Here is a 13,865-nt window from a genome sequence, read left to right as displayed (position 1 = left end):
ATAAACACGACTGCAACATGTTTTCATGACAATTTAGCCAAGGCGGCAGACTCCGGTCTATCCTGAAACCGTTAACCGGCCGTTCACCACACGCCAAAAAGGAGCCAGCTTATGTGTGTTCGCCAACAGCGCAACCCGATTTTCTGCCTGATCCCGCCGTACATGCTCGACCAGATCGCGCGCCACGGCGATAAAGCCCAACGGGAGGTCGCGCTGCGCACGCGCGCCAAGGACAGTACGTTCCGCTCGTTGCGCATGGTCGCCGTCCCCGCCAAGGGCCCAGCCCGCATGGCGCTGGCCGCCGGTGCCGTGAAACAGCGCTCGATCTACAGTGCCGAAAACACCGACAGCCTGCCGGGCAAGCTGATCCGCGGCGAAGGCCAGCCAGCCAGCGGTGATGCCGCGGTGGACGAGGCCTATGACGGCCTGGGCGCGACCTTCGACTTTTTCGACCAGGTATTCGACCGCAACTCTATCGACGATGCCGGCATGGCCCTGGATGCCACGGTGCACTTCGGCCAAGGACTACAACAACGCGTTCTGGAACTCGACCCAGATGGTATTTGGCGACGGCGACCAGCAGCTGTTCAACCGCTTCACCGTGGCGCTCGACGTGATTGGCCATGAATTGGCCCATGGGGTTACCGAGGATGAAGCCAAGCTGATGTATTTCAACCAGTCCGGTGCGTTGAACGAGTCGCTGTCGGACGTGTTCGGCTCATTGATCAAGCAGTATGCGTTGAAGCAGAAGGCTGAAGACGCCGACTGGCTGATCGGCAAGGGGCTGTTCACGAAAAAAATCAAAGGCACCGCGCTGCGCTCGATGAAGGCCCCCGGCACCGCGTTTGACGACACGTTGCTGGGCAAGGACCCTCAGCCGGGGCACATGGATGACTTTGTGCAAACCTATGACGACAATGGCGGCGTGCATATCAATTCCGGCATCCCCAACCATGCGTTCTATCAAGTTGCGACCCGGATCGGCGGCTTTGCCTGGGAGCGTGCCGGGCGCATCTGGTATGACGCCTTGCGCGACGCGCGATTGCGGCCGAATTCGGGGTTTCTGCGTTTTGCACGCATCACGTACGATGTGGCCGGGCGTCTGTATGGCGCGAACAAGGATGAGCAGAAAGCCGTCAAGGAAGGTTGGAACGCAGTGGGCATTAACGTCTGACAATCCGCCACGGCGGTGAGGAACAGCGATGCGAATCTCGATCAAGGAAAACGGCGGCCCGGCGTTCTTTCCGGGCCTGGCCCAGCCTCGCAGCGTCGAGCTCGATGCCCTGCCCGAGCAGGATCAGCAGGAGTTGCGGCAACTGATCGCGGAGTCGAAGTTTTTCCAGTTGCCGCAAAGTACCCGGCCCTCCGGCAATCCGAGCCAGGTGCATTACACGCTCACCGTGACCGAAGGCGAGCGTGAACACACGGTGTGCGTCCTGGCACCGGTGAAACCGCAGGCGTTGGATGGGCTGGTGCAGTGCGTGCGGCGGCACATTCGCTGTTGAAGCTGGCGCCCTGTAGGAGCGAGCTTGCTCGCGAAAAACGTCAACGATGACGCGCAGAACCTGGGGCTGCGCGTGTTCTGAGGTTCTTCGCGAGCAAGCTCGCTCCTACAGTAAGCGGTACGCTTTGTCTGGCTTATTTACGGTCGAACCACACCGTCTGCGCATTGCAGAATTCGCGTACGCCGAAGTGCGACAGTTCGCGTCCGAACCCGCTTTTCTTGATGCCACCAAACGCCACCCGAGGGTCGGAGACGCTGAATGCATTGACGAAGATCCCGCCGGTTTCCAACTGGTTGGCAATGTCCCGCGCTTTCGCCGGGTCGGTGGTGAAGATACTCGCGGTCAGGCCGAACTCGCTGTCGTTGGCCAATGCCACCGCATGGTCGGCATCGCGGGCGGTGATGATGGACGCAACAGGGCCGAACAGTTCCTGCTTGAACGAAGTCATCTGGTCGGTGACGTCAGCCAGCACGGTGGGCTCATAGTAGTTGCCGGCGCCAGCGACCTTGTTGCCGCCCAGGAGCAGGGTCGCGCCTTCTTCGAGGGTGGCCTGGACCTGCCCATGCAGTTCATCACGCAAGTCGAAACGCGCCATGGGGCCGATGTAGGTGGCCGCCGAGGTCGGGTCGCCCATTACCAGGTTGCGGCTGGCTTCGAGGAACTTGGCGGTAAAGGCTTCGACCACACCGGCTTCGATGATCAGGCGCTTGGCGGCGGCACAGACTTGGCCGCTGTTCTGGAAGCGGCCGATCAGCGCGGCCTGTACGGCTGCGTCGAGGTCGGCGTCGTTGAGCACGATGAACGGATCGGAGCCGCCCAGTTCCAGTACGCATTTTTTCAAGGCTGCACCGGCCTGGGAGCCGATGGCGATCCCGGCGCGCACGCTGCCGGTGAGGGTGACGGCGGCGATGCGGGGGTCGGCGATGGCGCTGGACACGCCCTCGGTGGTGACGTTGATCACCTCGAACAAGCCTTCAGCGAAGCCGGCCTTTTGGAACGCCTGCTGCATCAGGTAGGCGCTGCCCATCACGTTCGGCGCATGTTTAAGCACGTAGGTGTTGCCGGCCAGCATGGTCGGTACGGCGCCGCGCAGCACTTGCCACACCGGGAAGTTCCACGGCATCACGGCGAGGATCGGGCCCAGCGGGCGATATTCGATCTGCGCGCTGCCGTTGTCCACCAGCGTCGGCTCCGGCGCGAGCATGGCGGGGCCGTGCTCTGCGTACCACTCGCTGAGCTGGGCGCATTTTTCGATTTCGGCACGGGCTTGGGCGATCGGTTTACCCATTTCCAGGGTGATCATCTGTGCCATGGCTTCGGCCTGGTCGCGCAGTGCGCTGGCCAGGGCCAACAGCAATTCGGCGCGCTGGCCAACGGGTTGGCGGCGCCAGGTGCGGAAGGCAGCGGTGGAACGGTTGAGCGCGGCATCCAGCTGCGATGGGCTTTCATACGCGTAGCTGGCGACGGTTTCGCCGTTGGCCGGGTTGATCGACAACGCGTGGGTCTGGTGCGAAATAGCGTTCATGGCATTGTCCTGCTGGGGTGATTGGAATGGAGCCCAGCGTACGGCGCTGTACCTTTTCTGGAAACTGAATAATATTAAGCAATACATTCACGATTGGAGAATGACTTGGACCTGGTGCAACTGGAAATTTTCAAGGCCGTTGCCGAACAAGGCAGCATCAGCGCCGCCGCGCAGTTGATTCACCGCGTGCCGTCGAACCTGACCACGCGTATCAAGCAACTGGAGCAGGACCTGGGCGTGGAGCTGTTCATTCGCGAGAAGAGCCGCCTGCGCCTGTCACCGGCCGGGTGGAATTTCCTCGGCTATGCGCGACGTATTCTCGATCTGGTACAGGAAGCCCGCGCAACGGTGGCGGGGGAGGAGCCCCAGGGCGCGTTTGCCCTGGGCTCGCTGGAAAGTACCGCGGCGGTGCGTATTCCCGCGTTGCTGGCGGCCTATAACCAGAAGCACACCAAGGTCGAGCTGGACCTGAGTACCGGGCCGTCGGGCACGATGATCGAAGGCGTGCTGTCCGGGCGGCTGACGGCGGCCTTTGTCGATGGCCCGGTGCTGCACTCCACCTTGGAGGGCGTGGCGGTGTTTGAAGAGGAAATGGTGGTAATCGCACCGCTGCACCATGCGCCGATCACGCGGGGGCGAGAGGTAAACGGCGAGAATATCTATACCTTTCGCTCGAACTGCTCCTACCGGCATCACTTTGAGCGTTGGTTCTCACAGGACGGTGCAATGCCGGGCAAGATCTTCGAGATCGAGTCCTACCACGGCATGCTCGCGTGCGTCAGCGCGGGGGCAGGGCTGGCGTTGATGCCGCGCAGCATGCTGGAAAGCATGCCGGGGTTTGCAGCGGTGAGCGTGTGGCCGCTGGCAGACAGCTACCGTGTGTTGAACACCTGGCTGATCTGGCGCAGGGGCACGGTGTCGCAGAGTTTGAACAGCTTCGTAAAACTGCTGGAGGAACGCGGCTTGGTAGCCGCCTGAATCCAATGTGGGAGGGGGCTTGCCCCCGATAGCGGTGTATCAGTCACTGAATTACTGACTGGACTGCCGCCATCGGGAGCAAGCCCCCTCCCACATTTTGCCCTTCATCAGCCGCCGAACTGGAAGGTGCCCATGGCCAGCTTGGCCATGATCGCGGTCGCGCCCAATTGCACCAGCCACAACGCCAGGCCACCGAGGAACACCCCCAGCGCCACTTGCAGCACCAGGCTTTTCTGGCGCTTGGCCTGGGGCACACGTGGGGCGTAATCGTGCAATTCGTCGCGATCGGCGCGCAGGTCCAGGTCATCGTTTCTCATAGGGTTCTCACAGCAAGAGGGCAGTTGGTGTCCAGTCTAGTGGTTCGCCAACAAAAAAGGGGGAAGCCATTGGCTTCCCCCTCGTATAGCGCTTTGAGGTTTACAGCACCTGAACGATGGCTTTGGTCACTGCGCCAATGTTCGACTGGTTCAGTGCCGCCACGCAGATACGCCCGGTGTCCAGTGCGTAGATACCAAACTCGCTGCGCAACCGGGTGACTTGCTCAACGCTCAGGCCGGAGTAGGAAAACATCCCGCGTTGACGCCCGACGAAGCTGAAGTCGTGGTGGGGAGCAGCCTTGGCCAGTTCGGCCACCATTTGCTCGCGCATGCCGCGGATGCGCAGGCGCATTTCGGCCAGTTCCGCTTCCCACTGGGCGCGCAGTTCAGGGTTGTTCAGCACCGCTGCGACGATCGCCGCGCCGTGGGTCGGCGGGTTGGAGTAGTTGGTACGGATCACACGCTTGACCTGGGACAGGATGCGCGCGCTTTCTTCCTTGGAGTCGCTGACGATGGACAACGCGCCCACGCGTTCGCCATACAGGGAGAACGACTTGGAGAACGAGCTGGATACAAAGAAGGTCAGGCCCGATTCCGCGAACAGGCGCACAGCGGCGGCGTCTTCCTGGATGCCGTCGCCAAAGCCCTGATAGGCCATGTCGAGGAACGGCACCAGGTTCCTGGCCTTGACCACATCCAGTACGTTTTGCCAGTCGGCCGGGCTCAGGTCGACGCCGGTCGGGTTGTGGCAGCAGGCGTGCAGCACCACGATGGACTGTGGCGGCAGAGCGTTGAGGTCGTCGAGCAGGCCGGCACGGTTGACGTCGTGAGTAGCGGCGTCGTAGTAGCGGTAGTTCTGCACCGGGAAACCGGCGGTTTCGAACAGTGCGCGGTGGTTTTCCCAGCTCGGATCGCTGATGGCGACGACGGCGTTGGGCAGCAGCTGCTTGAGGAAGTCGGCGCCGATCTTCAGCGCGCCAGTGCCACCCACGGCCTGCACGGTCACCACACGGTTGGCTTCGAGCAGCGGCGACTCGGCACCGAACAGCAGGGTTTGCACGGCCTTGTCGTAGGCGGCGATCCCGTCAATCGGCAAGTAGCCACGGGCTGCATGTTGCGCCACGCGAATGGCTTCCGCTTCGGCAACGGCACGCAAGAGTGGAATCTTCCCCTCCTCGTCGCAGTAAACGCCCACGCCAAGGTTGACCTTGGTGGTTCGTGTATCAGCGTTGAATGCTTCGTTGAGGCCCAGGATTGGATCGCGTGGTGCCATTTCGACAGCGGAGAACAGGCTCATTTTTGCGGCAGCTCTATGGGGGAAGGGAGGGACGTGTCGCGCTCCAGCCGGTTGTACTAGAGCGGTGCACAAACGGGGAGCTAGTATAGAGGCCATGACGGCTGAGGGCGACAGCCGAAATGGCTTTTCGGCCAAGTTTTTCGGTTTATTTGCCGACCGTTAGTCTTATTGCAATATTGACCCGGACGGCAGGTAGGACGATTGCCTTGAAACCGGCCACATTCGTCACCACTACTACGGCTATCATGGTTTTTTCCTGCAGCCTGCGATGACTATTCGCCGGTTGCTGAGCTATTTCGTCCCTGGCGGTGTTGAGTCTGGGGTGACCACACGAGGTACGTTATGTCGGATTTCCAGCTCGTCACCCGTTTTGAACCCGCCGGCGATCAACCGGAAGCCATTCGCCAGATGGTCGAAGGCATCGAGGCTGGCCTTGCGCATCAGACGTTGCTCGGGGTGACCGGTTCAGGCAAGACGTTCAGCATCGCCAACGTGATCGCACAGGTGCAGCGCCCCACCCTGGTGCTGGCGCCGAACAAGACCCTGGCCGCCCAGCTGTATGGTGAGTTCAAGGCATTCTTCCCGAACAACGCGGTGGAGTATTTCGTTTCCTACTACGACTACTATCAGCCGGAAGCCTACGTGCCGTCCTCCGATACGTTTATCGAGAAGGACGCGTCGATCAACGACCACATTGAGCAAATGCGGCTGTCGGCGACCAAGGCCTTGCTGGAACGTAAGGACGCGATCATCGTTACCACGGTGTCGTGTATTTACGGCCTGGGCAGCCCCGAAACCTATTTGAAAATGGTGCTGCATGTCGACCGTGGCGACAAACTCGACCAGCGCGAACTGCTGCGCCGTCTGACGAGCCTGCAGTACACCCGCAACGACATGGATTTTGCCCGCGCCACGTTCCGCGTGCGCGGCGATGTGATCGACATCTACCCGGCCGAATCTGACCTCGAAGCGATCCGCATCGAGCTGTTCGACGATGAAGTCGAAAGCCTGTCGGCCTTCGATCCGTTGACCGGCGAGGTGATCCGCAAACTGCCGCGTTTCACCTTTTATCCGAAAAGCCACTATGTCACCCCGCGTGAAACCCTCATGGGGGCTATCGAAGGCATCAAGGTCGAGTTGGCCGAGCGCCTGGAATATCTGCGCGCCAATAACAAGCTGGTGGAAGCCCAGCGCCTGGAGCAGCGCACCCGCTTCGACCTGGAGATGATCCTGGAGCTGGGCTACTGCAACGGTATCGAAAACTACTCGCGCTACCTCTCGGGCCGCGATTCCGGCGCGCCACCGCCGACACTCTATGACTACCTGCCGCCGGACGCCTTGCTGGTGATCGACGAGTCCCACGTCAGCGTGCCGCAAGTGGGCGCGATGTATAAGGGCGACCGTTCGCGCAAGGAAACCCTGGTGGAATACGGCTTCCGTCTGCCCTCGGCGCTGGATAACCGGCCGATGCGTTTCGATGAGTGGGAAGCCATCAGCCCGCAGACGATCTTTGTCTCCGCGACGCCTGGCAACTACGAGGCCGAACATGCCGGCCGGGTAATCGAACAGCTGGTGCGGCCGACCGGCCTGGTGGACCCGCAAATCGAAATCCGCCCGGCACTGACCCAGGTCGACGACCTGCTGTCGGAAATCAACAAGCGCGTGGCTCTGGAAGAGCGGGTGCTGGTCACCACCCTGACCAAGCGCATGTCCGAAGACCTGACCGACTACCTGGCCGACCACGGCGTGCGCGTGCGCTATCTGCACTCGGACATCGACACCGTAGAACGCGTGGAAATCATTCGTGATCTGCGCCTGGGGACCTTCGATGTGCTGGTGGGCATCAACCTGCTGCGCGAAGGCCTGGACATGCCGGAGGTGTCGCTGGTGGCGATTCTGGACGCGGACAAGGAGGGCTTCCTGCGTTCCGAGCGCTCGCTGATCCAGACCATCGGCCGTGCGGCGCGTAACCTCAACGGCCGGGCGATCCTGTATGCGGACCGCATCACCGGGTCTATGGAGCGGGCGATTGGCGAGACCGAGCGCCGTCGCGAGAAGCAGATTGCGTTTAACCTGGAACATGGCATCACCCCCAAAGGCGTGTTCAAGGACGTGGCCGACATCATGGAAGGCGCCACCGTGCCTGGCTCGCGCAGCAAGAAGCGCAAGGGCATGGCCAAGGCCGCCGAGGAAAGCGCCAAGTACGAGAACGAGCTGCGCTCGCCGAGTGAGATCACCAAGCGCATTCGGCAGTTGGAGGAAAAAATGTATCAACTGGCGCGGGATCTTGAATTCGAGGCCGCAGCGCAGACGCGCGATGAGATTGGCAAGCTGCGTGAGCGGTTGCTGGCTGTTTGATTGGCGGTGACTGGCAGGCCTCATCGGGAGCAAGCCCCCTCCCACATTTGAAGGTGTTCACACATCGAGATGGGGGAGGTGGCAGGTTGCTGGCTGTTTGATTGGCCTCATCAAGGGCAAACCCCTTTGCACACCTTTTTGATGTGTGAACGCATTCAAATGTGGGAGGGGGCTTGCCCCCGATGGCCGCGCCTCGGTTTTCCAGAAATCACCCAGGCTGTTACCATTCGCCCCTTGTTTCAATTTTCAGTTTTATCGCCCATTCGAGACCTGCCATGACCACCGTCCGCACGCGCATTGCGCCATCGCCTACTGGGGATCCCCACGTCGGCACTGCTTACATCGCCTTGTTCAACTACTGCTTTGCCAAGCAGCACGGCGGTGAATTCATCCTGCGGATCGAAGACACCGATCAACTGCGTTCAACCCGCGAGTCGGAACAGCAGATTTTCGATGCCCTGCGCTGGCTGGGCATTACCTGGGCCGAAGGTCCGGACGTCGGCGGCCCCCACGGCCCGTATCGCCAGAGCGAGCGCAGCGATATCTACAAGCAGTACACCCAGCAACTGGTGGACATGGGCCATGCATTCCCCTGCTTCTGCACGGCCGAAGAGCTGGACCAGATGCGCGCCGAGCAACAGGCCCGTGGCGAAACCCCACGCTACGATGGCCGCGCGCTGCTGCTGTCCAAAGAAGAAGTGGCCGCGCGCCTGGCTGCCGGCGAGCCCCATGTCATCCGCATGAAAGTGCCGAGCGAAGGCGTATGCGTGGTGCCGGACATGCTGCGCGGCGACGTCGAAATCCCGTGGGACCGCATGGACATGCAGGTGCTGATGAAGACCGACGGCTTGCCGACGTACTTCCTGGCCAACGTGGTGGACGACCACCTGATGGGCATCACCCACGTACTGCGCGGCGAAGAATGGCTGCCATCGGCGCCGAAGCTGATCCTGCTCTACGAATACTTCGGCTGGGAACAGCCGCAGCTGTGCTACATGCCGCTGCTGCGTAACCCGGACAAGAGCAAGCTGTCCAAGCGCAAGAACCCGACGTCGGTGACCTTCTACGAGCGCATGGGCTTCATGCCCGAGGCAATGCTCAATTACCTGGGTCGCATGGGCTGGTCGATGCCGGACGAGCGCGAGAAGTTCTCGCTGCAGGAAATGGTCGATAACTTCGACCTGTCCCGCGTCTCCCTGGGCGGGCCGATTTTCGATATTGAGAAGCTCTCGTGGCTCAACGGCCAGTGGCTGCGTGACTTGCCAGTAGAGGAGTTCGCCAGCCGCGTGCAGCAATGGGCGCTCAACCCCGAGTACATGATGAAGATCGCGCCGCTGGTGCAGGGCAGGGTGGAGACATTCAGCCAGGTCGCACCGTTGGCCAGCTTCTTCTTCGCAGGTGGCGTGAACCCGGACGCCAAGCTGTTTGAATCGAAAAAGCTTTCGGCCGACCAGGTACGCCAACTGATGCAGTTGATCCTGTGGAAGCTCGAAAGCCTGCGTCAGTGGGAGAAGGAGGCGATCACTGCGACGATCCAGGCGGTGGTCGAGTCTCTGGAGCTGAAGTTGCGCGATGCCATGCCGCTGATGTTTGGCGCGATCACCGGGCAGGCCAGTTCGGTGTCGGTGCTCGACGCGATGGAAATCCTCGGCCCGGACCTCACGCGTTTCCGTCTGCGCCAAGCCCTTGATTTGCTTGGTGGTGTCTCGAAGAAAGAAAACAAAGAGTGGGAAAAGCTGTTGGGCGCTATCGCTTAAACAGACGGTGGTAAGGACGAAACCCCGGTTTTCCGGGGTTTCGACGGTAAGTGATTGTTATCCCGGCAAAAAATTTTGAAAATTGTTGAAAATAAATTTGACACGTTTCGAAACCGCCATTAAGATTCGCCCCGTCCTCACCGATGAGGGGCTATAGCTCAGCTGGGAGAGCGCTTGCATGGCATGCAAGAGGTCAACGGTTCGATCCCGTTTAGCTCCACCAATTTACAGATTCAAGGTCTGGCCACACCGTCCTTGAATTGATCAGCACTCAGCGCTGATCGGATGTACAGAAGGTTTTGTCCCCTTCGTCTAGTGGCCTAGGACACCGCCCTTTCACGGCGGTAACAGGGGTTCGAGTCCCCTAGGGGACGCCAGTTTCAACAAGCAGCTCGAAAGGTCTGCTGCGCCGCCAGGCGAAAAATCGGGGCTATAGCTCAGCTGGGAGAGCGCTTGCATGGCATGCAAGAGGTCAACGGTTCGATCCCGTTTAGCTCCACCAATTTACAGGTTCAAGGTTCCGGCCACACCGTCCTTGAATCGATCAGCACTCAGCGCTGATCACTGTACAGAAGGTTTTTGTCCCCTTCGTCTAGTGGCCTAGGACACCGCCCTTTCACGGCGGTAACAGGGGTTCGAGTCCCCTAGGGGACGCCACGATTACCCGCTTTGCGGGATTTTTAAGGGTCATTCAATTATTGAATGGCCCTTTTGTTTGTCTGGCGTTTGGCCAATCCTTCCTCTCTTCTTTTTGCTTCTGTTCTGACCAGTGGTCATGCTTGTCGCTTGCGCAATATTATTATGGTAATAATATTCAACCCATGAGAGACGGAGGCTTTGATGAGCGATAAGAAAGCGCAAACTCGCGAACGTATTTTGCAGGCCGCCAGTGCGGCATTGATCCAGCGTGGCCCGGCTGAGCCGAGCGTTGGTGAAGTCATGGGGGCGGCAGGGCTGACGGTCGGTGGTTTTTACGCGCACTTTGAGAGCAAGGACGCACTGATGCTGGAGGCGTTCACTCACTTGCTGGCCAAGCGCCGCGCAGCGATCGAAGAAGTCGACTCACAACTGACCGGCGAGGAGCGCAGAAGCCTGGTGGCGGCGTTCTACCTGTCGCGCAAGCACCGCGACGCCACCGTCCAGGCGTGCCCGCTGCCTGCGACCGTCGGCGAGATGGGCCGTTTACCGGATGAATTCCGTCAGGTGTTGAACGAACACTGCGAGTTGATGGCGGCCCAACTGGCGGCCAGCCCGGAAGATACCGACAAGGCGCTGGCCGACATGGCGCTGATGGTCGGTGGCCTGACGCTGGCGCGAGCCCTTGGCCCCGGCGAATTATCCGATCGTGTGTTGCGCGCCGCCAAGTCGGCGGTACGCTGAAGAGGGTTCAGAGCATGGGCAGCTTGACCTGGGTTCGTGGCTTCAATGGCACTGTCGGTCGACTTGCACCGCAAACGGTGGCCAACAAGATGTGTCGCACCTTCATGACGCCCCGCGAGCTGCCACCGCGTGAGTGGGAGCTGCCGTTGCTGGCGCAGTCGCAGCGCATCACGTTGCGTTTTGGCCTGTCGGCGCTGTGCTGGGGGCAAGGGCCCGCGGTGTTGCTCATGCACGGTTGGGAAGGGCGCCCCACGCAGTTCGCCAGCCTGATTATGGCGCTGGTGGAGGGCGGCTATTCGGTGATTGCCTTGGATGGCCCGGCCCATGGCCAATCGCCGGGGCGTGAAGCACATGTGTTGTTGTTCGCCCGTGCCATGCTGGAGGCGGCGGCGGAGCTGCCACCGTTGCATGCGGTGGTCGGCCACTCGATGGGCGGTGCCAGTGCGATGCTGGCCGTGCAGTTGGGGCTGCGCACGCAGGCGTTGGTGAGCGTCGCTGCGCCGGCGCGGTTCCTCGATGTGCTGCGCGGTTTCACGCGCATGATGGGTTTGCCGCCGCGCGCGCGTTCGGCGTTTATCCAAGAGGTCGAGCTGACGTTCGGCATGCCGCTCAAGCACCTGGATGTCGCCCGCTACCACATGAACCTTCCCGGCCTGATCGTGCATGCCGAAGACGATACATTCGTCCCGGTCAAAGCCTCCCAGGCCATCCACGAGGCCTGGTTCGACAGCCGCCTGCTGCGCCTGGAGCAGGGCGGGCACCAGAAAGTCCTGGCTGACCCGCGTGTCATCGAAGCTGTACTCGCCCTATTGGCGGGCTGCCATTTACAGGAGCGCCAAACCGCCTGATACACTGCGCCGGCCGACATCAATCGACTGGAGCAACGCATGGGCTGGGATTTGGCAACGCCGTTTATCATCGATCTGCAGGTTGCCCCTGAGGACATCGACGGCCTGGGGCACGCCAATAATGCGGTGTATGTGGCCTGGCTGGAGCGTTGCGCTTGGCGTCATTCCCAGCGCCTGGGGCTGGACCTCGCCGAGTACCGGCGCCTGGACCGTGCCATGGCCGTGGTGCGTCATGAGATCGACTACCTGGCGGCCGCCTACGAAGGCGATGAACTGCAACTGGCCACGTGGATTGTCGACTGGGACCAGCGTCTTAAGATGACGCGCCGTTTCCAACTGGTACGTCCGCGTGACGGCGCCACCTTGTTGCGCGCGCAAACCACCTTTGTCTGTATCGAACTGTCCAGCGGCAGGCCCAAACGCATGCCTGCCGAGTTTATCGAGGGTTATGGGCCTGCGCTGACAGGGGGTTAACGGTTGTTGCGGGAAACCCAGTAAACTGCGCCACGATTTTTGTTGAGTGTTTTCCATGCAAATTGCTTTGGCGCCCATGGAGGGGTTGGTCGACAACATCCTGCGGGACGTGTTGACCCGCGTGGGCGGTATTGACTGGTGCGTGACCGAGTTCATCCGCGTCAACGACCGCTTGCTCACCCCCGCCTATTTCCACAAGCTCGCCCCGGAACTGCTGCACGGTGCCCATACCGCCGCGGGCGTGCCGCTGCGCGTGCAATTGCTGGGCTCTGACCCAGTATGCCTGGCGGAAAACGCCGCCTTGGCCTGTGAGTTGGGGTCGCAGGTAATCGACCTCAACTTTGGCTGCCCGGCCAAGACCGTCAACAAGTCCCGCGGCGGTGCGGTACTGCTCAAGGAGCCGGAGCTGCTCAACCGGATCGTCGAGCATGTGCGCCGTGCGGTCCCGGCCCATATTCCGGTCACCGCCAAGATGCGCCTGGGCTTCGACAGCCCGGATGGCGCGCTGGTCTGCGCCACGGCACTGGCCGAAGGCGGTGCTGCGCATATCGTGGTGCATGCACGCACCAAAACCGATGGCTACAAGCCACCAGCCCATTGGGAATGGATCCCGCGGGTGCAGGAGGTGGTCAAGGTGCCGGTGTTCGCCAATGGAGATATCTGGAGCGTCGAAGACTGGAAACGTTGCCGCGAGGTCAGCGGCGCTGAAGACATCATGCTGGGCCGTGGCCTGGTGGCGCGCCCTGACCTGGCGCGGCAGATCGCGGCGGCGCGTGCTGGGCAAGAGGTTGTGGAAATGACATGGGCGCAGATGCAGCCAATGCTCCAGGCGTTCTGGACCCAATCGGTGGCGCAATTGACTGAGCGCCAGGCGCCCGGCCGATTGAAGCAGTGGCTGGCGATGCTGACGCGCAACTACCCCGAAGCGGTAGAGCTGTTTACGGCGATGCGCCGCGAAACCGACCTGCAGCAGGTCAGTCGCCTGCTGGGAATGCCCCATCCCATGGCTGCGTGAAGCCAGTCGACTGCAACTTCTGATCTCTTGTCCCATGAAGGCGCCACTGCAGGCGCCTTTTTTTCGTCGGCGAGTTAACACAAGTGAGCGACGAGTAGAGGGGTGGAATGTTATCGACGAGTGACATTCCTACAGAGTATTAGCGCGTGTGACCACACTTGAGTGTCAACAAAGCCTTAAATCAAGGCTTGGTGGGAATTGTCCATGGGGCAACGTCTGATAGTGCGCTTTGGTTTCCTTATATGAACTGCGATTCGCGGAACTCGATAGCTTAACTATTCCACGAATAGATGGACTGAAACAGTGCCGTTGTTATCAGTCCATAACTACCACTCCTCTGGCCAGTCACAGGTCAGCTGGTATGAAATAAAAAGGAACTTGCGCATGTCTATGCCAGTTAACACGCTGCCA

General features: G+C 60.8%; 11 protein-coding genes, 4 tRNA genes and 1 pseudogene. 13 read left to right on the top strand and 3 right to left on the bottom strand.

Annotation, left to right across the window (positions count from 1 at the left end):
- The first annotated feature begins 111 nt into the window (after nt 1-111).
- Nucleotides 112-1,174 (top strand): annotated as a pseudogene (locus QF045_RS20835) (M4 family metallopeptidase).
- A gap of 28 nt (nt 1,175-1,202) precedes the next feature.
- A complete protein-coding gene (locus QF045_RS20830; RefSeq protein ID WP_306493812.1) occupies nt 1,203-1,505 on the top strand; it encodes a protealysin inhibitor emfourin in 303 nt (100 codons plus the stop codon).
- Between the two features lie 133 nt (nt 1,506-1,638).
- Here the strand turns inward: QF045_RS20830 and QF045_RS20825 are convergent, their stop codons facing one another.
- Nucleotides 1,639-3,030: an aldehyde dehydrogenase family protein gene (locus QF045_RS20825; RefSeq protein ID WP_306493811.1), complete on the bottom strand. Its 1,392-nt coding sequence runs from the start codon at nt 3,028-3,030 to the stop codon at nt 1,639-1,641.
- Between the two features lie 105 nt (nt 3,031-3,135).
- Here QF045_RS20825 and QF045_RS20820 point away from each other — a divergent pair, with 105 nt between their 5' ends.
- Nucleotides 3,136-4,008, top strand: coding sequence for a LysR family transcriptional regulator (locus tag QF045_RS20820; protein WP_124369000.1), 873 nt, complete (start codon nt 3,136-3,138; stop codon nt 4,006-4,008).
- Between the two features lie 107 nt (nt 4,009-4,115).
- On the opposite strand, the gene QF045_RS20815 is transcribed toward QF045_RS20820, so the two are convergent.
- Both QF045_RS20815 and QF045_RS20810 read right to left on the bottom strand, forming a co-directional pair.
- The gene (locus QF045_RS20815; RefSeq protein ID WP_306493810.1) at nt 4,116-4,325 is read right to left on the bottom strand and encodes a hypothetical protein; all 210 of its coding nucleotides are present in this window, start codon (nt 4,323-4,325) and stop codon (nt 4,116-4,118) included.
- A gap of 100 nt (nt 4,326-4,425) precedes the next feature.
- Nucleotides 4,426-5,622, bottom strand: a complete 1,197-nt coding sequence (locus QF045_RS20810; protein WP_306493809.1) for an amino acid aminotransferase — start codon at nt 5,620-5,622, stop codon at nt 4,426-4,428.
- Nucleotides 5,623-5,964: 342 nt separating this feature from the next.
- Here QF045_RS20810 and uvrB point away from each other — a divergent pair, with 342 nt between their 5' ends.
- The 10 genes from uvrB to QF045_RS20760 all read left to right on the top strand — a co-directional run bounded on the left by uvrB (nt 5,965) and on the right by QF045_RS20760 (nt 13,454).
- A complete protein-coding gene (gene uvrB / locus QF045_RS20805) occupies nt 5,965-7,980 on the top strand; it encodes an excinuclease ABC subunit UvrB (protein ID WP_306493808.1) in 2,016 nt (671 codons plus the stop codon).
- A gap of 275 nt (nt 7,981-8,255) precedes the next feature.
- Nucleotides 8,256-9,737, top strand: coding sequence for a glutamate--tRNA ligase (gltX, locus tag QF045_RS20800; RefSeq protein WP_306493807.1), 1,482 nt, complete (start codon nt 8,256-8,258; stop codon nt 9,735-9,737).
- Nucleotides 9,738-9,884: 147 nt separating this feature from the next.
- Nucleotides 9,885-9,960 (top strand) — tRNA-Ala (locus QF045_RS20795).
- A 78-nt stretch (nt 9,961-10,038) separates the two neighbouring features.
- Nucleotides 10,039-10,114 (top strand) — tRNA-Glu (locus tag QF045_RS20790).
- Between the two features lie 49 nt (nt 10,115-10,163).
- Nucleotides 10,164-10,239: transfer RNA gene (locus QF045_RS20785), tRNA-Ala, on the top strand.
- Nucleotides 10,240-10,318: 79 nt separating this feature from the next.
- Nucleotides 10,319-10,394 (top strand) — tRNA-Glu (locus tag QF045_RS20780).
- Nucleotides 10,395-10,577: 183 nt separating this feature from the next.
- A complete protein-coding gene (locus QF045_RS20775) occupies nt 10,578-11,117 on the top strand; it encodes a TetR/AcrR family transcriptional regulator (protein WP_306493806.1) in 540 nt (179 codons plus the stop codon).
- Nucleotides 11,118-11,131: 14 nt separating this feature from the next.
- The gene (locus tag QF045_RS20770) at nt 11,132-11,965 is read left to right on the top strand and encodes an alpha/beta fold hydrolase (RefSeq protein WP_306493805.1); all 834 of its coding nucleotides are present in this window, start codon (nt 11,132-11,134) and stop codon (nt 11,963-11,965) included.
- Between the two features lie 39 nt (nt 11,966-12,004).
- The gene (locus QF045_RS20765) at nt 12,005-12,439 is read left to right on the top strand and encodes a thioesterase family protein (RefSeq protein ID WP_306493804.1); all 435 of its coding nucleotides are present in this window, start codon (nt 12,005-12,007) and stop codon (nt 12,437-12,439) included.
- A gap of 55 nt (nt 12,440-12,494) precedes the next feature.
- Nucleotides 12,495-13,454, top strand: a complete 960-nt coding sequence (locus tag QF045_RS20760; RefSeq protein ID WP_306493803.1) for a tRNA-dihydrouridine synthase — start codon at nt 12,495-12,497, stop codon at nt 13,452-13,454.
- Nucleotides 13,455-13,865 lie beyond the last annotated feature (411 nt).

This window comes from Pseudomonas sp. W4I3 (assembly GCF_030816195.1).
Taxonomy (GTDB): Bacteria; Pseudomonadota; Gammaproteobacteria; order Pseudomonadales; family Pseudomonadaceae; genus Aquipseudomonas.
This window is presented reverse-complemented; position numbering and strand designations above follow the sequence as displayed.